Genomic DNA, 20,882 nt, shown 5'->3' with positions numbered 1-20,882 from the left:
AGAAACCACATGAGCGAGAACAATTTCCTGGTGATCGACGACAACGAGGTGTTCGCGGGCACGCTCGCGCGCGGCCTCGAGCGGCGCGGTTACGCGGTCCAGCAGGCGCACGACAAGGAGGCGGCGCTGCGGCTCGCCGCGGGCGGCAAGTTCCAGTTCATCACCGTCGACCTGCATCTCGGCGAGGATTCGGGCCTGAGCCTGATCGCACCGCTGTGCGACCTGCAGCCCGACGCGCGGATCCTGGTGCTGACGGGCTACGCGAGCATCGCGACCGCCGTGCAGGCGGTGAAGGAAGGCGCCGACAACTATCTCGCGAAGCCCGCGAACGTCGAGTCGATCCTGGCCGCGCTGCAGACCAACGCGACCGAAGTGCAGGCCGACGAAGCGTTGGAGAATCCGGTCGTGCTGTCGGTCGACCGGCTCGAATGGGAGCACATCCAGCGCGTGCTGGCCGAGAACAACAACAATATTTCGGCGACCGCGCGTGCGCTGAACATGCACCGCCGCACGCTGCAGCGCAAGCTCGCGAAGAAGCCGGTGCGGCAGTAAGCGGGACGCGTCAGACGTGCGAGCGCGAGGCCCGCGACAGGCAGGCGACGATCTCGCGTTTCAGCAGGCGCGCGATGAGCGTCGAGTAGATGAGGTTCGCGAGAAACGGCGCGAACCCGCCGATCACGAGCGGCACGGCCAGTGGCCACGGCTTCGCCGATACGCCGGTCGCGATGGACTGGATGCCGACGCTGAACGCCACGCTGGCGAGCGCGATACCCGCCAGCGTACCGAGCCATGCGAGTACGAACGCGACGTTGTAGCGCCGCAGCGACTCCCGCCTGATCCGGCGCATGAGCGACAGGATGTCGGCGCGCGTGAGCGTGAGCAGGGCCGGCACGATTCGGCCGGCGATGGACGGATAGATGGTCATTCGGAGGCGGTGACGAATGCGTCCGTTCGTAGTCAGAGGAGTCCAGATTATAGGGACGCACCGAAACGCTTGCCATCAGCCTCGCTCCGGGGGCAGTCCGTGCGCCGTATCGCATGGCGATAAAAAACGGGCGACCCCGTCAGGGGCCGCCCGTTTTTCGTCCGACGCCGCGCGCGTTACAGCACGTAGCGCGACAGGTCTTCGTCCTGCGACACTTCGCCGAGTGCGCGGTCGACATACTTCGCGTCGATCGTCACGCGCTCGCCGGCGTGGTTGCCGGCCGAGAACGACACTTCCTCGAGCAGCTTCTCGATCACCGTGTACAGCCGGCGCGCACCGATGTTCTCGGTCTTCTCGTTGACCGAATAGGCAATCTCCGCGAGGCGGCGGATGCCGTCGTCGGCGAATTCGAGCTGTACGTCTTCGGTCGCGAGCAGCGCCTGGTACTGCTTGACGAGGCTTGCGTCGGTCGCGATGAGGATCGCTTCGAAATCGTTCACCGACAGCGAGTCGAGCTCGACGCGGATCGGGAAGCGGCCCTGCAGTTCCGGAATCAGGTCGCTCGGCTTCGCGAGGTGGAACGCGCCGCTCGCGATGAACAGGATGTGATCGGTCTTCACCATCCCGTACTTCGTGTTGACCGTCGTGCCTTCGACGAGCGGCAGCAGGTCGCGCTGCACGCCCTGGCGCGACACTTCACCGCCGCTGCCTTCGTTGTTGCGCGACGTGATCTTGTCGATCTCGTCGAGGAACACGATGCCGTTCTGCTCGACGTTCTGCACGGCCTTCGTCTTCACTTCCTCGTCGTTGAGCATCTTCGCCGCTTCCTCGTCGGTCAGCAGCTTCAGCGCTTCCTTGATCTTCACCTTGCGGCGCTGCTTCTTGCCGCTGCCGAGGTTCGAGAACATCGAGCGGATCTGCTCGGTCATCTCTTCCATCCCCGGCGGCGCCATGATGTCCATGCCGGCCGACGGTTGCTCGAGGTCGAGCTCGACTTCCTTGTCGTCGAGCTGGCCTTCGCGCAGGCGCTTGCGGAACGTCTGGCGCGTCACGTTGTTGTCGTCGTTCGCGTGCTCGGCGTTGCCGCCGAAGCCCACCGCGCGCGGCTGCGGCAGCAGGATGTCGAGGATGCGGTCTTCCGCCTGGTCGGTCGCCTTGCTGCGCACCTTGCGCATTTCGGATTCGCGCGTCTGCTTGACCGAGATCTCGATCAGGTCGCGCACGATGCTGTCGACGTCGCGGCCGACGTAGCCGACTTCGGTGAACTTGGTCGCTTCGATCTTGATGAACGGCGCGTCGGCGAGCTTCGCGAGGCGGCGTGCGATTTCGGTCTTGCCGACACCCGTCGGCCCGATCATCAGGATGTTCTTCGGCGTGATTTCCTGGCGCAGCGGGTCGGCGACCTGCTGGCGGCGCCAGCGGTTGCGCAGCGCGACCGCGACGGCCTTCTTCGCCTTCGCCTGGCCGATGATGTGCTTGTCGAGTTCCGAGACGATCTCGGCAGGGGTCATGGTGCTCATGGTGCGGTCCTTACTCGATCGTTTCGATGATGCGGTTGTGGTTCGTGTAGATGCACATGTCGCCGGCGATCTCGAGCGACTTCTCGACGATCTCGCGCGGCGACAGCTCGGTGTTCTCCGCGAGCGCGCGGGCTGCCGCCTGCGCATACGCACCACCCGAGCCGATCGCACAGATGCCTTCCTCGGGGTCGAGTACGTCGCCGTTGCCGGTGATGACGAGCGTGGTGGTGGCGTCGGCCGTGATCAGCATCGCCTCGAGGCGGCGCAGCATCCGGTCGGTGCGCCAGTCTTTCGCGAGCTCGACGGCCGCACGGGTCAGGTTGCCCTGGTGCTTCTCGAGCTTCGCCTCGAAGCGGTCGAGCAGCGAGAACGCATCGGCGGTGCCGCCCGCGAATCCGACCAGCACCTGGTTGTTGTAGATCCGCCGCACTTTCCGCGCGCCACCCTTCATGACGATGTTGCCGAGGGTTACCTGGCCGTCGCCGCCGAGCGCGACCTTGTCGCCGCGCCGGACCGAAACGATGGTCGTGCCGTGAAATTGCTCCATCTGCGTTCCTTGAGAAAAACGGGGAAGAGTCGGGGGGCGCGAGGCGCCGCCGCGTAACTCGCAGTGCGCCGGGAAGCGGCCCGGCGCGCGTCCGTTTCATTTTAGGGCGGGCGCCGGGATATCAAGAGGCGGGTGGGGCAAATCGGCGGCTGGCGGGGAACCGGTGCCGGAAAAACAAAAAGCGCGCGGCAGGCCGCGCGCTTTCGGGAAGCAGCGTGTCTGAGCGGAACGCCGCTCGATCAGTCGCCGAACAGCTTCTGGCGCAACTCGCGGCGCTCTTGCGCCTCGAGCGACAGCGTGGCGGTCGGACGCGCGAGCAGGCGCGGAATGCCGATCGGCTCGCCGGTTTCCTCGCACCAGCCGTAATCGCCGGAATCGATGCGGGCGAGCGACTGCTGAACCTTCTTGAGGAGCTTGCGTTCGCGATCGCGCGTACGCAGTTCGAGCGCGTGCTCTTCCTCGATCGTCGCGCGATCGGCGGGATCGGGCACGATCACCGTCTCGCGCAGGTTCTCGGTCGTCTGGCCTGCATTCTTGAGGATGTCCGCCTGCAACTGTTCGAGCCGATTTTTGAAGAAGGCGAGCTGATCCTCATTCATGTAATCCTTGTCGCTCATCTTCAGGATTTCGGCTTCGGTCAAGAGTTTCTTCGTCATCTGCTTGCTTCTTCAATGTGCGGCAAATCGATAGATATTGCCTGCACTTTGGGATTACCCGCAACCGCCCTTGCAATCATTTGCGATTTGCCGCCGCGGGGCCGAAAGCCTCTGGAAAACCGGTTCTCAAATACCAGGATAGGCCTGGCGCGGAGTTGCGCGCGCTGCGAACCGGTGTGCTGCGCGGCACATCGCATCGGCCGCGGCCGGGAGGCGGATTGGCGATCCGGCGCGGTTGCGATGCCCGGAAAACTGGTTCAGCAAGAACCGGGCCTGTTTGTTGCCGTACTCCAGCGGGCACGTATTGTAACTGAATCGCAAGCGGGCGCCGTATCGGGTCGATCCCCGTCGGCTGCGCCAATATCTAGAAAATATAACGCGCAAATCGCGAAAAAGCGATGACGGCGAAACCCTGCCCGAAAAGGGCGCCCCGCGGCCGCCGCAGCCGCCTGCGCGGCGGCCTCGCGGCGGCGTGTGCGGCGGTTGCCCGCGCGCGTCAGGCGAGGCAGGCGTCGAGGCCGTCGGTGATCAGGTCCTGCGGCAGATCGACGCCGATGAACACCATCTTGTTCGTCTTCTTCTCGACCGGCAGCCACTTCGACGCGAGGTCGCTGCCCATCATCTGATGCACGCCCTGGAACACGACCTTGCGATCGACGCCCTTCATGTACAGCACGCCCTTGTAGCGCAGCATCCGCTCGCCGTAGATCTGCAGGATGCCGCCGAGGAAGTCTTCCAGCTTGTTCGGGTCGAACGGGCGGTCGTTGCGGTACACGAACGACTTGATCTTGTCGTCGTGGTGCGCGTGGTGGTGAGGGTGGTGGCCATGGCCGTGATCGTGCGCGCATTGACCGTGATCGTGGTCGCAACTGGCGTGATCGTGATCATGGTCGTGATCGTGGTGGTGATGCGCGTGATCGTCCTCGGCGAGGAAGTCGGGGTCGATCTCGAGCTTCGCGTTCAGGTTGAAGCCGCGCAGGTCGAAGATTTCCTTGATGTCCGCTTCGCCGAAGTTCACGACCTTGATCGCGGCCTTCGGGTTCATGTGCATCAGGCGGTGCTTGAGGCCGGCCACCGTCTGGTCGTCGACCAGGTCCGACTTCGTGATGAACAGGCGATCGGCGAAGCCGACCTGGCGCTGCACGACTTCGTGCTCGTCGAGCTGCGCGTTCGCGTGCTTCGCGTCGACCAGCGTGATGACCGCGTCGAGCAGGAAATCGTCGGCGATTTCGCTGTCGATGAAGAAGGTTTGCGCGACCGGGCCCGGATTCGCGAGGCCAGTCGTTTCGATCACGATGCGGTCGAAGTCGAGCTTGCCTTCGCGCTTCTTCGCGGCGAGCTCGCCGAGCGTGCGCGCGAGGTCGCCGCGGATCGTGCAGCAGATGCAGCCGTTGCTCATCTGGATGATCTGCTCGTTCGAATCCTGGATGAGGATTTCGTTGTCGATGTTCTCTTCGCCGAACTCGTTCTCGATCACGGCGATCTTCATGCCGTGCTGTTCGTTCAGGATGCGCTTGAGCAGCGTCGTCTTGCCGCTGCCGAGAAAGCCGGTGAGGATGGTGACGGGAGTGGCCATGTCAATCGCCTGTGGTTCGTGAATCGGGGTCAAAACCAGGATGTGCATCGCGCCCGGGGCTTTGCCAGCCGGGGCGCACAACCATCCATTGAAACATACCTGTCAAGCCCTCGCCCGTCGTCCGAACGACAGGCGGGAGCGCGGATCCGCCGGGCGCCAGGGCGCGGCCGGCGAACGGTTACGCGCGTAGATCGGGGCGATCAGACGATTTGCAACAGCAGGCCCTTCAGATATTCACCTTCCGGGAAGGCCGCGAGCAGCGGGTGATCGACGCCCGCGCCGAGGCGTTTCAGGATGCGCGCGTCCACCTTCGCGTCGGCGGCCGCGCCCGCGACGATCTTCTGGAACAGGTCCATGTCGATCGCGCCGGAGCACGAGTACGTGAACAGCAGGCCGCCCGGACGCAGCAGCTTGAAGCCGCTCAGGTTGATGTCCTTGTACGCGCGCGCCGCGCGATCGACGCTGTCGCGCGTCGGCGCGAACTTCGGCGGATCGAGCACGATCAGGTCGAAACGCTCGCCTTCGTCGACGAGGCGGCGCAGCGTCTTGAATGCGTCGGCGTCGAGCCAGGTCGCGCGTTCGGCGTCGAAGCCGTTGGCGACGACGTTCTGCTGCGCGAGCGCGAGCGCATCGCCCGACGAGTCGATCGACACGACGCGCTTCGCGCCGCCCTTGAGCGCCGCGAGCGAGAAGCCGCCGGTGTAGCAGAAGCAGTTCAGCACGTCGCGATCGGCCGCGTACTGCGCGACCAGCGCGCGGTTGTCGCGCTGGTCGACGTAGAAGCCCGTCTTGTGGCCGTTCGGCACGTCGACGTGATAGCGCACGCCGTTTTCGTTCGAGATCAGTGTCGCGGGCGGCGCATCGCCGGCCAGCACGCCGGTCGTCTGTTCGAGCCCTTCCTTGTCGCGGATCGACACGTCCGAGCGCTCGTAGACGTTCGGGCAGTCCGTGGCGCCGACGAGCGCCTTCACGATCGCATCCTTCCACGCCTCGACGCCCGCGGCCATGAACTGGCAGACGAGCTGGCCGCGCGGGGCGGCGCCGGCTTCGGCGGTGTCCGCGACGTAGTAGTCGACGATCAGCCCCGGCAGCCCGTCGGCTTCGCCGAACACGAGCCGCACCGCGCCCGTGCCGGACACCATCGTCGTGCGGTGCGCGACCGCGCGCTGCACGCGGCGCTTGAAGAATGCGTGGTCGATCGGCTCGTTCTCGTCGAAGCTCCACACGCGCACGCGGATCTGCGATTGCGGGCTGTACGCGCCGCGCGCGAGGAAGCGGCCGTCGTGCGCGCGCACGATCACGGTCGCGCCGGGCGCGGGCTTGCCGTCGACGCGGTCGATCGCATTGGCGTAGATCCACGGATGGCGGCGCAGCAGCGATTTTTCCTTCGACGGCTTGAGGGTGACGGTTTGCATGATGAGATCGAAATGGGCCGTGCGCGAAGCCGGCCGTGGCCGGTCGCCGCGCGCGGCGGGTAACACGGGACGCGCGTCAGTCGCGCTTCTTCGCGCGCGGGTGCGCGCTGTCGTAAATCTTCGCGAGATGCTGGAAGTCGAGCGACGTATAGACCTGCGTCGCGGAGACGCTCGCGTGGCCGAGCAGCTCCTGCACCGCGCGCAGGTCGCCGCTCGACTGCAGCACGTGCGTCGCGAACGAGTGGCGCAGCACGTGCGGATGGACGTTGGCGGGGATGCCCGCGGTGAGCGCCGCGCGCTTCACGCGCTCGCGCACGACGCCCGGCGACATCCGGTTGCCGCGCACGGACACGAACAGCGGATGCGGATCGTGCTTCACGAATTCGCCGCGTACCGCGAGCCACGCGTTCAGCGCATCGATCGCCTTGCGGCCGACCGGCACCTTGCGCTCCTTGTTGCCCTTGCCGCGCACGGTGACTTCGGCTTCGGCGAGGTCGAGCCAGCCGGTCGAGCGGTAGCCGTCGGCCTGCGTGTACATCACGTCGAGCCCGATCAGCTCGGCGAGGCGCAGCCCCGACGAATAGAACAGCTCGAGGATCGCGTGATCGCGGATGCCTTCGGTCGTGTTGGCGAGCGGCGCGTCCATCAACGCGGAAGCATCGTCGACCGACAGCGCCTTCGGCAAGGTCTTCGCGCGTTTCGGCGCGCGCACCGCGGCGACCGGGTTCGCGGGCATCTCGACGCGCTGCGCGAACCAGCGGTAGAACGCGCGCCACGCGGACAGCCGGTGCGAGATCGACCGGGCGGACAGCCCGCCCGAATGTGCACGCGCGACCGCGCCGCGCACGTCGGCGGCCGTCAGCGCTTCGAGCGGCCGGCCGTTCGCGAGCTTCTTCAGCTCGTCGAGTTCGTGCGTGTAGCCGCGCAGCGTGTGTTCCGACAGCTGCCTGACGTGCTTCAGGTTCGACAGGTAGGCGGCGATCGGATCGTCTGTCATCGCGTGCGGCAGGATCAGTGCGGCAGCAGGCGCGTGAGCGCGGCGCTCGCGAGCGTCGCGATCTGCGCGAGGAAGTCGGTGGCCATCCCGTCGTGGAAGCGGCGCGGGTCGGGCGAGCCGAGCACGAGCAGGCCGAACGCGGGCGCATCGTTGCCGGCGAGCGGCGCACGCAGCGCGAGCAGCGCGACCGATGCGGCCGAGCCGTCGCCGGCGGACGACGCGGCTTCCGCGCCTTCCGCCGCATGCGCGGCCGGGGCGGCGATCGCGGGCGCGAGCCACTGCGCGGCCTCGAAGCCCGTGTTCGCCCCGCAGTACGGCGTCGACAGTCCGTTCGTGAACAGGCGCACTTCCTCGCCGACCTGGCGTGCGAAATCGGCCTGCGAGTAGGTGTCGGCGACATCCCACACGCGCAGCGCCGTCTGCGGCACGTCGAAGACTTCGGCGATGCCGTCGGCGATCGTGCGCGGCAGCGCGTACGGATCGCGTTCCGCGATCACGCGTGCGGTCCAGCGGCTGAACTTCGCGGACAGGCTGTCGTTCTCGTGGCCGTAGCGCACGAGTTCGGCGAGCCGGCGCTCGAGATGCTTGTTCTTGTCGCGCAGCATCTCCATCTGCCGCTCCTGCAGCGAGATCGCGGCCTTGCCGTGCGGGTTCGCGAGGCGGATCGTCGCGAGCAGTTCGGCGTGCTGCGCGAAGAATTCGGGGTTGGCGAGCAGGTAGTCGGCGACTTCGCGATCGTTCATGTGGCTGGGGCGTTCAGTTATCAAGGACGTTGCAGGGTCAGACGTTCAGGTCGATCTCGCCTTCGAACACGGTCGTGGCGGGTCCGGCCATCATCAGCGCGGCGGCTTCGTCGCGCGCGCCGTCCCAGCTGATCGTCAGCGTGCCGCCGTGCGTGTGCACGGTCACCGGCGAATCGAGCAGGCCGCGCCGGATGCCGGCCGCGACCGCCGCGCACGCGCCGGTGCCGCACGCGAGCGTCTCGCCCGCCGCGCGTTCGTACACGCGCAGCTTCACTTCGCTGCGCGACACGATCTGCATGAAGCCGGCGTTCACGCGTTCAGGGAAGCGCGCGTGGTGCTCGATCAGCGGGCCTTCTTCGAGCACCGGATACGCTTCGGCATCGTCGACGACCTGCACCGCGTGCGGGTTGCCCATCGTCACCGTCGAGATCCAGCGTGTCGCACCGCCGACGTCGAGCGGCCACAACGTGTCGCGGCCCTCGGTGCGGCCGTCGAGGCCCGCTGCGTCGAACGGCACCCGCGCCGGCGTGAACACGGGCGCACCCATGTCGACGACGACTTCGCCGTTGTCCTGCATCGTGAGCGTGATCAGGCCCTTCATCACCTGCACGCGCACGCTGCGCTTGTCGGTCAGGCCGCGGTCGCTGACGAACTTCACGAAGCAGCGCGCGCCGTTGCCGCAGTGTTCGACCTCGCCGCCGTCGCAATTGAAGATCCGGTACTTGAAATCGACGCCGTCGACGGTCGGTTTCTCGACGAGCAGCAGCTGGTCGGCGCCGATGCCGAAGTGGCGGTTGGCGAGCGCACGCACCTGCGCTTCGGTGAGCGGCGGCAATGCGCGCGAATAACCGTCGAGCACGACGAAGTCGTTGCCCGCGCCGTGCATCTTGGTGAACGAGAGTTTCACTGGGTCCGGATTTCCATGGCGAACAAGGCGGTCAGCGCGGCGCGCGTGACGCCGCGCCATGCCGGGCGGCCTCGTTCGTCGTGCTGATCTCAACCGCAAATGATACATGCAGCCGACAGGGGGCGTCCTGCGCGGGCGGAGGCGGGTGGGGGCGAAATGGGGTACATCTGCCGATCGGTCGACTGGTCGCGTGTGCGACAGGCGGGCAGATTGATGCGGTGTGACGGGCCTGTCGTGGTGCCAGCAGGGTTCGGCGAAAACACGGGATGGCGCGGACGCGTACTTTCGTACAGGTCAAATTGACAACGCAATCAAGCGATTCGTATAGTGTGGCTATACGCATGGGCCATGCTGTCGACATCGTGACTCGAATCTGGGAGATCCATGATCAAGTCGTGGCAGCACAAGGGGCTGGAAGCGTTTTTCACGAACGGGAACAAGGCGGGCATCCGGCCCGACCATGCGCCAAGGTTATGGCGCCAGCTTGCACGTCTCGACATCGCGAGCCGGCCGCTCGACATGAACGTGCCGGGCTGGCGGTTTCACGGCCTTGCCCGGGGACTGGACGGCCGTTTCGCGGTGAGCGTGAGCAGCAACTGGCGTCTGACGTTCAGCTTCGAGGGTGCCGACGCTGTTCTGGTCGATTACCAGGACTACCACTGAGGTGATTCAAGCGATGACTCGCATCTTCAATCCGCCGCATCCAGGCGAATCGCTGCGCGACGACGTGTTGCCGGCATTCGGCCTGACCGTCACCGAGGCCGCGGCGCAACTCGGCGTCACGCGTGCGGCGTTGTCGCGCATTCTGCATGGTCATGCGGGGATCTCGCCGGAAATGGCGTTGCGCATCGAGGCGTGGCTTGGCGAGGAAAACGGCGGTCGCGCGGATCTGTGGCTCGCCCAGCAATCCGCTTACGACTTGTGGCAGGCGCGCGCGAAAGGCGTGCCCAAGGTGGCGAGAGCGCGGGCACGCACGTGACCGCGCTCTCATGAGCATGGCTCAGTACAGGCTCGGCTCGCCGTTCGGGCGCGTCTTGAAGCGCTTGTGGACCCAATAGTATTGCTCGGGCAGCAGCGGGATCTGTTCCTCGAGGAATGCGTTCATCCGCCGCGCGTCGAGATCGTCGTCGCCGGTCGGGTAGTGATCCCACGGCTTGAATACCTTCAGACGGTAGCCCTTGTAGTTCGGCAGCACCTCGCCGATGAACGGCACGACCTGCGCGCGGCCCGTCTTCGCGAGCCGGCCGACCGCCGTCAGCGTGCACGCGGGCACGCCGAAGAACGGCACGAACGTCGAATTGCGCAGCCCATAGTCCATGTCGGCGCCGAGCATCACCGGCTTGCGGTCGCGCAGCCAGCGCAGCACGACGCGCGCGCTGTCCGCGCGGCCGACCATCTCGGCGTCGAAACGCCCGCGCGCCTTCTTCGCCTCTGCCTCGAGCACCGCGTTCGAGAACGGCTGGTAGAGCGACCCGCAGCGGCGATGCAGCGAACGATTCAGCCAGATCGAGCCGGCCTCGATGCCGACGAAATGCAGGCCGAGGAACAGCGTCGGCGGCAGGTCCGGATCGTCGAGGTCGACCGCGCTGTCGACCTGGATCAGCTTCGCGAGCTTTTTCTCCGAGCCGAACCACTGCACGCTGCGTTCGACGTAGCTGCGGATCGCATGGCGGAAATGCTGCCCGGCAATTTCCTCGCGGCGTTCGTCGCTCCAGTCAGGGAAGCAGAGTTTCAGATTGGTGTGTACGATGCGCTTTCGCCGGCTGGGGATCTTGTAGAGCAGCCAGCCGAGACCATCGCCGAACCGTGCGGTCAGGCCGTACGGCAACAGGGCGAGCAGTTTCAGCAAGCCAATGGCGAGGTGCGTGGCTAGACGACCTAGCATGCGAAACCTCCGTGGGACCGGCTGGCCGGCGCTTTGCAAACAGGGTGGTGAGACAGCGGAAGATGCAGCACGGGCGGCGCTCTGTGACAATTCAGGAAAGCCGCTATAATACGGGCTTCGCCGAGTTAACTGACAACTTGCGGGGCGAAGCCGGTTGGCGTCACACACGCTGCCCGGTCCTGGTAATCCGCTAAAGCGTCGCCGCTTCAGGCCCAACGAAGCTGGCTACGTGAAACCAACCGTAACCACACAGGAGCCTGAAAAAGTGGCAAACGATTATTTCTTCACGTCCGAATCCGTCTCTGAAGGCCATCCGGACAAAGTCGCGGACCAAATCTCGGACGCGATCCTCGATGCCATCCTCGAGCAGGACAAATATTCCCGCGTCGCGGCGGAAACGCTGTGCAACACGGGTCTCGTCGTGCTGGCCGGTGAAATCACCACGACGGCCAACATCGACTACATCCAGATCGCGCGCGACACGATCAAGCGCATCGGCTACGACAACACCGACTACGGCATCGACTACAAGGGTTGCGCGGTGCTCGTCGCGTACGACAAGCAGTCGCCGGACATCGCCCAGGGCGTCGATCGTGCACACGACGACAACCTCGACCAGGGCGCGGGCGACCAGGGTCTGATGTTCGGTTACGCGTGCGATGAAACGCCGGAACTGATGCCGCTGCCGATCTACCTGTCGCACCGCCTCGTCGAGCGCCAGGCCAGCCTGCGCCGCGACGGCCGCCTGCAATGGCTGCGCCCGGACGCGAAGTCGCAGGTGACGGTCCGCTACGTCGACGGCAAGCCCGATTCGATCGACACCGTCGTGCTGTCGACGCAGCACGCACCGGACATCGAGCTGCCGGCGCTGCGCGAAGCCGTGATCGAGGAAATCATCAAGCCGACGCTGCCGGCCGACCTGATCAAGGGCGACATCAAGTTCCTGGTGAACCCGACCGGCCGATTCGTGATCGGTGGCCCGCAGGGCGACTGCGGCCTGACCGGCCGCAAGATCATCGTCGATACCTACGGCGGTGCCGCACCGCACGGCGGCGGCGCGTTCTCGGGCAAGGATCCGTCGAAGGTCGACCGTTCGGCTGCATACGCAGGCCGCTACGTCGCGAAGAACATCGTCGCCGCCGGCCTCGCGTCGCGCGCGCTGATCCAGGTGTCGTACGCGATCGGCGTGGCCGAGCCGACCTCGGTGATGGTCAACACGTTCGGCACGGGCCGCGTGTCGGATGCGGTGATCACGAAGCTCGTGCGCGAGCATTTCGACCTGCGTCCGAAGGGCATCATCAAGATGCTCGACCTGCTGCGCCCGATCTACGAGAAGACCGCTGCTTACGGCCACTTCGGCCGTGAAGAGCCGGAGTTCTCGTGGGAAGCGACCGACAAGGCGCTCGCCCTGGCCGAAGCGGCCGGCGTCGAGCCGACGGCACGCGTCGCGTGAGCGTCGTTCGCCTCAAATGAAAAACCCCGGCTAGCCGGGGTTTTTTTTGCGTCCGATCGCCGCAGCGATCGGGTAACGGCGCGACGGCGATCGTCGCGCGGCGGTGCCCGCCGGCGTGCGCTCAGCGCGCGCCGAACCCGAACCAGCCGTTGCTGGCCGCGAGGCGGCGCGGGCGGTTGACGCGGCGCTGCGGGCCGAGCGTGCGGCGCAGCGCGAGCGCGCGCAGCGACGACGGCTTCTGCAGTAGCGAGCGCAGGCCGGCACGGCGCGAGAACGCCTGCGTGCTCATCATCGAGAAAAATGCGTGGAACCACGCACGGATACCGTCCAGCCGGCTATGTGCGGGCGTACGCTCGGCCAGCGCCTGCGTGCGTGCGCGGTGATGGCGCAGCGAGCGGGCAGGAGCGGGCGGCACGACGCGCTTCGCAGCGCGGCTGAGACGGGAAGTCAGACGGAATGGCATGTGAACGATGCTTCGCTTGTATGGATGGCGCCTTTGGGAGCGCACTGGTATGAACGGCCTCGGATTGCGCAACGGATCTTACCGAAACCCGTTGCGCGCCGCGCCCGCCAGAATTGACAGGCCGCGACAGGCTACAGGGGATTCATGACGGGCAAAAGTCGCGATAAACCCTTGTGCCATAACGCGTGTGCCGCATACCGCCTGTCGCTGAGGCCAGCGCCGCGCCGCACAGTTCCCTTGAGCCGGATCAAATTCGCGATTGGCATGCCCCTGCGCACGACAATGGTGCTGTTCGCGGCATCCGGCGCCGATTTACAATCGTCACATTCACACAATAAGCATCTGGCATCCCATGTCGTCTCCATTGCAGTCGGAATCGATCCGCGCGCAAGTCGCGGAATTGCGCGAGCGCGGCTTCGTCGTCGCGCGTGGTCTCGTCAGCGACGAGCAGTGCGCGGCGCTCAGGCAGATCGCGGAGCGTCAGTTGCGGGAGGCGGCCGAGCCGATCGAGTTCGAGGCGGACCTGCGCTATCCGGGCGCGCCCGAGTCCAAGCATGCGCCGGGCGGGCACACGGTGCGGCGGCTGCTCGACGCGTACTCGCGTGATCCGGCCTTCGCCGAGCGCGCGGTCGCACCCGAAATCGGTGCGTGGATGCGCGAGTATTTCGGCGAAGAACCGGTGCTGTCGCGCGCGCATCACAACTGCATGATGACGAAGCACCCCGCGTACGGCAGCCTGACCGGCTGGCATCGCGATTTCCGCTACTGGTCGTTCGAGCGTCCGGACATGGTGTCGGTGTGGCTCGCGCTCGGGCCGGAAACGAACGAGAATGGCGCACTGTGGCTCGTACCGGGGTCGCATACGGCCGAATTCGGGCCCGAAGCGTTCGACGATGCGAAGTTCTTCCGCAGCGACCTGCCGGAGAACCGGAAGATGATCGATGCGGCCACGTGCCCGTCGCTGCAGACGGGCGATGTCGTGTTCTTCCACAGCAACACGCTGCATTCGGCCGGGCAGAACCGTTCCGACCAGGTGAAGTTCTCGCTCGTGTATACGTATCACGGCGCGAGCAACCGGCCCGTGCCCGGCACGCGCTCGGCATCGAAATCGGAAGTGCCGTTCTAGGCGCGGAGCGGGCGGCCTTCAAGGCCGCGGCGATGACGCGATGCAGCGCATGGCGGGTGCATGGAACAACGGGCGGCCTGGCCGCCCGTTTCGCTTGGCGCGGCCCGAGCGTATGACGCGGGCCGTGCGTGCATCGCGCGACTGCGCGCTCAGCGCTTGCCGCCCGGCATCGCGAGGCCGATCAGGCCGATGAACGATGCGACGGCGCCGCCCACGATCAGCAGGATCGTCTTCGTCGCGGGCGAACCGGTGAAGAAGCGCGACACGTTGTCGTTGATCGAATGGAACGACTGGCCGCCGAAATACAGCAGCACGACGCCGCCGACGAGCAGCGCAACCGAGATGACCCGGGACATACCAACCTCGCAGAAACGGTGATTCGAGACGCCGCAGTGTAGGCGACGGCCGCGGCCGCGTCCATCGTCGCGCCGTCGAGCGCGTTCCGGCCGCTTTCGCTACCATAGTCGTCGTATGACTCCTTCGCCGCCGCCGCGCCGCACGCGCGGCCGGCGCGCGTCCCTTCTCCCGATGTCCTGACGGAACCGACTCATGGCCTACGAAGCAGCTTCCGAACGTTATGCAGACATGCAATACCGCACCTGCGGCAAATCCGGGCTCAAACTGCCCGCGCTGTCGCTCGGCCTGTGGCACAACTTCGGCGACACGACGCCGATCTCGACGCAGCGCGACATTCTGCGCACCGCGTTCGACCTCGGCATCAACCACTTCGATCTCGCGAACAACTACGGGCCGCCGTACGGCAGCGCGGAGACCAACTTCGGTCGGCTGCTGAAGGAAGATTTCCGGCCGTATCGCGACGAGCTGTTGATCTCGACCAAGGCCGGCTGGGACATGTGGCCGGGGCCGTACGGCAGCGGCGGCGGGTCGCGCAAGTACGTGCTCGCGAGCCTCGACCAGAGCCTGCAGCGGATGGGGCTCGACTACGTCGACATCTTCTATTCGCACCGCTTCGACGCGCACACGCCGCTCGAGGAAACGGCGGGCGCGCTCGCGTCGGCCGTGCAGCAGGGCAAGGCGCTCTACATCGGCATTTCGTCGTACTCGGCGGCGAAGACGCGCGAGATGGCCGAGCTGCTCGCGCAGTACAAGGTGCCGCTGCTGATCCACCAGCCGTCGTACAACCTGCTGAATCGCTGGGTCGAAACCGAACTGCTCGGCACGCTCGACGAGATCGGCACGGGCAGCATCGCGTTCACGCCGCTCGCGCAGGGGCTGCTCACGTCGAAGTACCTGAACGGCGTGCCGGCCGACGCGCGCGTGAACAAGCCGGGCGGCGGCTCGCTGAAGCAGGATCACCTGAGCGCGGACAACCTCGACCATGTGCGCAAGCTCAACGCGATCGCCGAACGGCGCGGGCAGAGCCTCGCGCAGATGGCGCTCGCCTGGGTATTGCGCAACGGCCGCGTGACGTCCGCGCTGATCGGCGCGAGCCGCGCGGAGCAGGTGCGTGAAAACGTCGGCGCATTGAAGAACCTCGAATTCTCGGCGGAAGAGCTCGCGGAGATCGATCGTTACGCGACGGAAGGCGGCATCAATCTGTGGGAAAAGCCGTCCACCGATCAGGCGATCTGACCGGCAGTCGATACGGCATGCGAAACATCGCGTGCCGTATCAATGGCTTGCGCGCAACACGTCGCATCGCTGCAGTGCAGCGATGCACGTCACGCACGGGTGGTGCGCCACTAGATCAGCGCAGGCAGGCCTTCGACGAGCAATACCGCGACGCCGACGCCGAGGATGACGCCCAGCACGCGCAGCAGGTTGTGGCGGAATTCGGTCGCGCACGGCACCGCGCCGAGAAATAGCGCTCCGGCCAGCGCCATCGGAATCAACAGGATGAAGTCGCCGATCGTGAAGTAGGTCGTCATGCGTGTCTCCAAGGTCGACCGGAGCGGGCGCATGCGCGCTTGCTCCGGCCCCATGCCGGGTGTTTCTAGTCTTGGTCCGGCCCGATTGCGAGCGGGGCGGTCAATTCGAGTATAGGCAACCGGCAGCGCTTTTCGCTATCCGAACCATTAAAAATCAGCGGAAAGCCCCGCGAATCGCGCATTTTTCCCGCAAATTCGACGAACGCCTTGCGCGCATCTTTCTCGCGCCTTTCGATTTTTGCGGATTCGTCGTATGTTCCGGTGCGTGCCGCCGCACCCGCGGGCGCGGCGGCACGCCCGTTCATGCGCGGTCGGGTTGCACGCGGGCGGCCGGCGCGCGGAACACGAGCGCGAGCCCCGCGATGATCGCGCCCATGCCGGCGAGCGCGAGCGGCTCGGGCCGGTTGCCGAGCCACGCGGCATCCATCAGCGTGGTGACGACGGGCACGAGATAGAACAGGCTCGTCACGTTGACGAGATCGCCGCGCTGCATCAACCGGTAGAACAGCAGTTGCGCGATCACGGAAATCACGATGCCGAGCCACAGCAGCGGGATCACGAAGGCCCAGCTCACGTCGAACGACACCGGCCGGAACGGCACGATCGCCACGCACAGCGCGAGGCCGATCGCATTCTGCAGCGGCAGCACGTCGGCGGGCGCTGCACGGACGCGTTTTTGCAGCAGCGAGCCGGCGGTCAGCGCGACGAGCGCGGTGAGCGCGCACGCGATGCCTTCGAGCGACAGGCCGCCGTCTCCGGTGCCGCGGAACACGACGAGCGCGAGACCGGCCAGCGACAGCGCGAGCCCCGCGATGCGCACGGGCTGCCAGCGCCGCTCGACGATCGCGAGCGTGAGGATCGGCTGTACGCCGAGGATCGTCGCGAGCACGCCCGGCGCGATCCCGCGTTCGAGCGCGAGCAGGTAGAAGATCGAATAGCCGCCCATCATCAGCAAGCCGGTCAGCGCGGCCATGCGCCGTTCGCCGCGCGGCGGCAGCCAGCGCTTGCGCAGGAGGGCCAGCCCGAGCAGCACGAGCGATGCCAGTGCGAAACGTGCGGTGAGAAAGACGAACGCGGACGCGTGACGCAGCCCGAGTTCAGCGAAGATCGCGCCGCTGCTCCACAGCAGCACGAAGAGCGACGTCGCGCCATGCGCGGCGAGCGCGCGTTTGAACGAAACCATGTGAATCACCTGTCGAACGGATCGGAATGTTCCATCCGCGCGCGCAGCAGCACGCCGTGCGTCACGACGCACGAATGCGAGCCTGCGGGCGAATGGAAGACGAAACGAAAAGCCGGCTGGTCAGCCGACGCGTGCCGCCGGAGGGGGCGGCGCGGCGCCGACGAGCGGCGGGGCGACAGGAGGAGGAAGGACCGACGGATGCGCGCACGCCTGCGGCCGCGAGTCGAACTGCGGCCGGGATTGTGCGAGGACGGACGTGAGCGGATGCATCGTGTCGGAATGCGCTTGAACGCGAATGAGCATCAAAGGTAACGCAAGGCCTGCATCGGATGCAACACAAGTCGGTGGCGCATCGCACGGCGAAGGTCGGAGGGCGATGCGTGGGCAACCGTTGCTGTGCGGGCTGCGTTCGAAGCAGGGGGAAGGCGATGACGGCGTCGCGCGATTCGGCAATCGCAGTCGCGCGAAATTGCCTGGTGACCCGATACCGGATTCACGGTGCATGTGGGGCGTCCGTCACGTACGCGCCGCGGTGATGCCGGGGATTCGGCGGCCAGTCACATTCGACAGGGTATGATGGGGGTAACCGGGCGGGCAAGCGTCTACCCCGGCGCAGTGGTTGATTGGAGACATTCGACGAATTCGCGGCACTTCGCCTGCTTCTTCTTCTTTTCGTGCTTCGATAAACCGTGAACAATGGGATTACGCGCAACGCTCCGACGAGAGCGCGCGGATCGTGCATTTGCCGGCCCCCAGCGGGCCGGGTTTCAAGATTCAAGAGTGGGGAACCATCATGCATGTCGGGTCGATTGTCTGCACTACCCATATCGCGGTGCCGAAGGGCGCGCGCGGCATCGTCCAGCGCGTCCTGGGCGACATGGCCATGGTGACCTGGTACGCGGGCGTACCGGGCGAGTCCAAGGAACTCAACACCGAGCCGTTCTTTCTCGAGGACCTGATCGACACCGGCGAATCCGTACTGCCGGCCGGCGCGGCGCTTCACTAACGGGCGCTCGTCTTTCAGTCCGGCTGACGGCACAATGCGGGGCATGAAAGACGTCACTTCCGCTCCCGCTTCTCCCGCCGGCCCGCCGTTTGCCGGACTCACGCCCGAGTGCGTGCTCGACGCGCTCGACAGCGTGCTGATACCGGCCGGCCTGCGCACCGACGGGCGCCTGCTCGCGCTCAACAGCTACGAAAACCGCGTCTATCAGGTCGGTATCGAAGACGGCCCGCCGGTCGTCGCGAAGTTCTACCGTCCGGCGCGCTGGTCGGACGAAGCGATCCTCGAAGAGCACGCGTTCGTCGCCGAACTCGCCGCGCGCGAGATTCCGGCGGTGCCCGCCCGCACCTTCGACGGCCGCACGCTGCACGCGTTCGACGGCTTCCGCTTCTCGATCTTCGAGCGGCGCGGCGGTCGCGCGCCCGATCTCGATCGCAGCGACACGCTCGAATGGCTCGGCCGCTTCATCGGCCGGATCCATGCGGTCGGCGCGACGCAGCCGTATGTCGCGCGTCCCGTGCTCGACATCAGGACGTTCGGCTATGAGCCGCGCGACTACCTGCTCGCGCACGATTTCATTCCGGACGATGTGCGGCCCGCATACGAGACGGCCGTGAACCTCGCGCTCGAAGGCGTCGAGGCCGCGTTCGAGCGGGCGGGCGAGATCCGCTTGCTGCGCACGCACGGCGACTGTCATCCGAGCAACGTGCTGTGGACCGATGCCGGCCCGCACTTCGTCGACTTCGACGACAGCCGGATGGCGCCCGCGATCCAGGATCTGTGGCTGCTGCTGCCGGGCGATCGCGAAGGCGCATCGCGTGCGCTGGCGGACCTGCTGGCCGGCTATGAGGACTTCTGCGAATTCGAGCCGCGCGAGCTGCATCTCGTCGAAGCGCTGCGCACGCTGCGGCTGATCCACTACGCCGCATGGCTCGCGCGGCGCTGGGACGATCCCGCGTTTCCGGCCGCATTCCCGTGGTTCAACACGCATCGTTACTGGGAAGCGCGCGTGCTCGAGTTGCGCGAGCAGATCGGCGCGATGCAGGAAGGGCCGCTCTGGCCCGTGTGACGGCGCGCGCGGCACCCTCGCCGCGCGGCACGCCTGCGCGGGCCGCGGCGCGCTGCGCGCGGCCCGTTTTCCGTTTCGCCTAGAACTTCAGCATCAGCTTGATCAGTGCGGCGAAGCGCTTGCCGTACGGCGGCGCGAGCAGGTTGCGCGCGTTCAGGCGCGCCTGCGTGAGCACCGGCTTCATCTTCGAGAACGTCACGAAGCCGTCGTAGCCGTGATAGGCGCCCATGCCGCTCGCCCCGACCCCACCGAACGGCAAACTGCCGCATGCGATGTGCATCAGCGTTTCGTTGACCGTGACGCCGCCCGAGATCGTTTCGCGCATCACGCGGTCGATCGTGCCGCCGTCCTCGTCGAACAGGTAGAGCGCGAGCGGACGCGGGCGTGCATTCACGTAGGCGATCGCTTCGTCGAGCCGTTCGTACGGCACGAGCGGCAGCAGTGGCCCGAAGATTTCCTCCTGCATCAGTTGCGACGCGGCCGGCACCTGCGTGACCGCGCACGGCACGAAGCGGCGCGAGGCGGGATCGGATCGCGCGTCGGACAGCGGATGCAGTTGCGCGCCGGCTGCCTGCGCGTCGCTCGCGAGCTGCTGCAGCCGCGCGTAGTGGCGCGGCGACACGATCGTCGTGTAGTCGCCGTTGGCGGACAGGTCGGGATACATCTTCGCGAACCGGGCGCGCGCGCGCTCGATGAACGCGGCTTCCATGCCGCGCGGCAGCAGCACGTAGTCGGGCGCGATGCAGGTCTGGCCCGCGTTCAGCGTCTTGCCCGCGACGATCGCGTCGACCGCTGCATCGAAGCGCGCGTTCGGGCCGACGATCGCCGGCGACTTGCCGCCGAGTTCGAGCGTGACGGGCGTGAGGTTGTCGGCGGCCGCGCGCATCACGTGGCGGCCGACGTGCGTCGAGCCGGTGAACAGCAGGTGATCGAACGGCAGCCCGCTGAACGCGGCGCCCACTTCCGCATCGCCGTTCACGACCGCGACGTGGTCGCGCGTGAAGGTCTTGGCAATGAGCTGCTCGAACAGCGCCGACGTGCGCGGCGTCAGTTCGGACATTTTGATGATCGCGCGGTTGCCGGCCGCGAGCGCGCAGATCAGCGGGCCGGCCGCGAGCAGCACCGGGTAGTTCCACGGCACGACGATGCCGACCACGCCGAGCGGCTGCGGAATCACCTTCGCGCGCGCCGGGCGCAGCCACTTGTTCATCGGCTTGCGGATCGGCTTCATCCAGCGCTTGCCGTGCTTGAGCGCGTCGTCGATCTCTTCCTTCGCCATCCAGATTTCCGACAGCAGCACTTCCTGTTTCGCGCGATGACCGAAATCGGCGCTGATCGCTTCGGCGAGGGCATCCGCATGGTCGATCAGCATCGTGCGCAGCGCGCGCAGGTGCTGCACGCGCGTTTCCCATGCCGGATACGGCGCGCGCAGGTAGGCTGCGCGCTGGTCGCGCAGCAGCGCCGTCAGCGCATCCACCGACGGCTGGGCTTGCGGGGCCAGTTCGGGCAGGTCGTTCTTCATGTC

The 20,882-nt window shown here is 66.5% G+C and carries 24 protein-coding genes; 8 read left to right on the top strand and 16 right to left on the bottom strand.

What is annotated here, in order from left to right; translation table 11 throughout:
* Positions 1-9: 9 nt before the first annotated feature.
* The gene (locus tag LGM56_RS34845) at positions 10-552 is read left to right on the top strand and encodes a response regulator transcription factor (RefSeq protein ID WP_021156278.1); all 543 of its coding nucleotides are present in this window, start codon (positions 10-12) and stop codon (positions 550-552) included.
* Between the two features lie 10 nt (positions 553-562).
* On the opposite strand, the gene LGM56_RS34840 is transcribed toward LGM56_RS34845, so the two are convergent.
* From LGM56_RS34840 to dapF, 9 genes are all read right to left on the bottom strand, one after another.
* Entirely contained in the window at positions 563-925 is a 363-nt protein-coding gene (locus LGM56_RS34840; RefSeq protein WP_226208039.1) for a hypothetical protein, read from the bottom strand.
* A 176-nt stretch (positions 926-1,101) separates the two neighbouring features.
* On the bottom strand, positions 1,102-2,445 hold the full coding sequence (gene hslU, locus LGM56_RS34835; RefSeq protein ID WP_226208038.1) for an ATP-dependent protease ATPase subunit HslU: 1,344 nt from the start codon (positions 2,443-2,445) through the stop codon (positions 1,102-1,104).
* A gap of 10 nt (positions 2,446-2,455) precedes the next feature.
* Positions 2,456-2,992 carry an ATP-dependent protease subunit HslV gene (gene hslV / locus LGM56_RS34830; RefSeq protein ID WP_011353540.1) on the bottom strand — a complete coding sequence of 179 codons (537 nt, stop codon included), beginning with the start codon at positions 2,990-2,992 and terminating at the stop codon, positions 2,456-2,458.
* A 239-nt stretch (positions 2,993-3,231) separates the two neighbouring features.
* On the bottom strand, positions 3,232-3,648 hold the full coding sequence (gene dksA, locus LGM56_RS34825; RefSeq protein WP_006477498.1) for an RNA polymerase-binding protein DksA: 417 nt from the start codon (positions 3,646-3,648) through the stop codon (positions 3,232-3,234).
* A 496-nt stretch (positions 3,649-4,144) separates the two neighbouring features.
* Entirely contained in the window at positions 4,145-5,224 is a 1,080-nt protein-coding gene (locus LGM56_RS34820; protein WP_226208037.1) for a CobW family GTP-binding protein, read from the bottom strand.
* Between the two features lie 200 nt (positions 5,225-5,424).
* Positions 5,425-6,639, bottom strand: coding sequence for a class I SAM-dependent rRNA methyltransferase (locus LGM56_RS34815; protein WP_069249126.1), 1,215 nt, complete (start codon positions 6,637-6,639; stop codon positions 5,425-5,427).
* A gap of 76 nt (positions 6,640-6,715) precedes the next feature.
* The gene (gene xerC, locus LGM56_RS34810) at positions 6,716-7,636 is read right to left on the bottom strand and encodes a tyrosine recombinase XerC (RefSeq protein WP_226208036.1); all 921 of its coding nucleotides are present in this window, start codon (positions 7,634-7,636) and stop codon (positions 6,716-6,718) included.
* Positions 7,637-7,650: 14 nt separating this feature from the next.
* Positions 7,651-8,379 carry a DUF484 family protein gene (locus tag LGM56_RS34805; protein ID WP_089441253.1) on the bottom strand — a complete coding sequence of 243 codons (729 nt, stop codon included), beginning with the start codon at positions 8,377-8,379 and terminating at the stop codon, positions 7,651-7,653.
* Between the two features lie 37 nt (positions 8,380-8,416).
* Complete coding sequence (dapF, locus tag LGM56_RS34800) at positions 8,417-9,286, bottom strand: diaminopimelate epimerase (RefSeq protein ID WP_226208035.1); 870 nt, start codon at positions 9,284-9,286, stop codon at positions 8,417-8,419.
* A 384-nt stretch (positions 9,287-9,670) separates the two neighbouring features.
* On the opposite strand from dapF, the gene LGM56_RS34795 reads away from it, so the two are divergent.
* Together LGM56_RS34795 and LGM56_RS34790 are read left to right on the top strand one after the other, a co-directional pair.
* A complete protein-coding gene (locus LGM56_RS34795) occupies positions 9,671-9,949 on the top strand; it encodes a type II toxin-antitoxin system RelE/ParE family toxin (RefSeq protein WP_226208034.1) in 279 nt (92 codons plus the stop codon).
* A gap of 13 nt (positions 9,950-9,962) precedes the next feature.
* The gene (locus tag LGM56_RS34790; protein WP_089457101.1) at positions 9,963-10,265 is read left to right on the top strand and encodes a HigA family addiction module antitoxin; all 303 of its coding nucleotides are present in this window, start codon (positions 9,963-9,965) and stop codon (positions 10,263-10,265) included.
* 21 nt (positions 10,266-10,286) lie between these two features.
* Here LGM56_RS34790 and lpxL read toward each other — a convergent pair whose 3' ends face one another.
* Positions 10,287-11,171 (bottom strand): lauroyl acyltransferase LpxL, encoded by an 885-nt coding sequence (gene lpxL / locus LGM56_RS34785; RefSeq protein WP_089495827.1) that lies wholly within the window; start codon positions 11,169-11,171, stop codon positions 10,287-10,289.
* Between the two features lie 265 nt (positions 11,172-11,436).
* On the opposite strand from lpxL, the gene metK reads away from it, so the two are divergent.
* Positions 11,437-12,624, top strand: a complete 1,188-nt coding sequence (metK, locus tag LGM56_RS34780; protein ID WP_039353866.1) for a methionine adenosyltransferase — start codon at positions 11,437-11,439, stop codon at positions 12,622-12,624.
* Positions 12,625-12,745: 121 nt separating this feature from the next.
* Here metK and LGM56_RS34775 read toward each other — a convergent pair whose 3' ends face one another.
* Positions 12,746-13,087, bottom strand: a complete 342-nt coding sequence (locus LGM56_RS34775; RefSeq protein WP_089426563.1) for a hypothetical protein — start codon at positions 13,085-13,087, stop codon at positions 12,746-12,748.
* 352 nt (positions 13,088-13,439) lie between these two features.
* On the opposite strand from LGM56_RS34775, the gene LGM56_RS34770 reads away from it, so the two are divergent.
* Entirely contained in the window at positions 13,440-14,213 is a 774-nt protein-coding gene (locus LGM56_RS34770) for a phytanoyl-CoA dioxygenase family protein (RefSeq protein WP_166896269.1), read from the top strand.
* Positions 14,214-14,362: 149 nt separating this feature from the next.
* Here the strand turns inward: LGM56_RS34770 and LGM56_RS34765 are convergent, their stop codons facing one another.
* Complete coding sequence (locus tag LGM56_RS34765; protein WP_011353528.1) at positions 14,363-14,569, bottom strand: DUF3185 family protein; 207 nt, start codon at positions 14,567-14,569, stop codon at positions 14,363-14,365.
* Between the two features lie 193 nt (positions 14,570-14,762).
* Here LGM56_RS34765 and mgrA point away from each other — a divergent pair, with 193 nt between their 5' ends.
* Complete coding sequence (gene mgrA / locus LGM56_RS34760) at positions 14,763-15,806, top strand: L-glyceraldehyde 3-phosphate reductase (protein WP_089495825.1); 1,044 nt, start codon at positions 14,763-14,765, stop codon at positions 15,804-15,806.
* Between the two features lie 110 nt (positions 15,807-15,916).
* On the opposite strand, the gene LGM56_RS34755 is transcribed toward mgrA, so the two are convergent.
* The 3 genes from LGM56_RS34755 to LGM56_RS34745 all read right to left on the bottom strand — a co-directional run bounded on the left by LGM56_RS34755 (position 15,917) and on the right by LGM56_RS34745 (position 17,285).
* Positions 15,917-16,102 (bottom strand): hypothetical protein, encoded by a 186-nt coding sequence (locus tag LGM56_RS34755; protein ID WP_011353526.1) that lies wholly within the window; start codon positions 16,100-16,102, stop codon positions 15,917-15,919.
* Positions 16,103-16,167: 65 nt separating this feature from the next.
* Positions 16,168-16,407 (bottom strand): hypothetical protein, encoded by a 240-nt coding sequence (locus tag LGM56_RS34750; protein ID WP_226208033.1) that lies wholly within the window; start codon positions 16,405-16,407, stop codon positions 16,168-16,170.
* Positions 16,404-17,285 (bottom strand): DMT family transporter, encoded by an 882-nt coding sequence (locus LGM56_RS34745; RefSeq protein WP_226208032.1) that lies wholly within the window; start codon positions 17,283-17,285, stop codon positions 16,404-16,406. The genes LGM56_RS34750 and LGM56_RS34745 overlap by 4 nt, the downstream gene beginning before the upstream one ends.
* A gap of 793 nt (positions 17,286-18,078) precedes the next feature.
* On the opposite strand from LGM56_RS34745, the gene LGM56_RS34740 reads away from it, so the two are divergent.
* Together LGM56_RS34740 and LGM56_RS34735 are read left to right on the top strand one after the other, a co-directional pair.
* Positions 18,079-18,291, top strand: a complete 213-nt coding sequence (locus LGM56_RS34740; RefSeq protein WP_011353523.1) for a hypothetical protein — start codon at positions 18,079-18,081, stop codon at positions 18,289-18,291.
* Positions 18,292-18,334: 43 nt separating this feature from the next.
* Positions 18,335-19,357, top strand: a complete 1,023-nt coding sequence (locus LGM56_RS34735; protein ID WP_373452551.1) for a serine/threonine protein kinase — start codon at positions 18,335-18,337, stop codon at positions 19,355-19,357.
* A 79-nt stretch (positions 19,358-19,436) separates the two neighbouring features.
* Here LGM56_RS34735 and LGM56_RS34730 read toward each other — a convergent pair whose 3' ends face one another.
* The gene (locus LGM56_RS34730; RefSeq protein WP_089495823.1) at positions 19,437-20,879 is read right to left on the bottom strand and encodes a coniferyl aldehyde dehydrogenase; all 1,443 of its coding nucleotides are present in this window, start codon (positions 20,877-20,879) and stop codon (positions 19,437-19,439) included.
* Between the last annotated feature and the right edge of the window lie 3 nt (positions 20,880-20,882).

The sequence above is a fragment of the Burkholderia sp. AU38729 genome (assembly GCF_020419725.1).
Lineage (GTDB): Bacteria > Pseudomonadota > Gammaproteobacteria > Burkholderiales > Burkholderiaceae > Burkholderia.
This window is presented reverse-complemented; position numbering and strand designations above follow the sequence as displayed.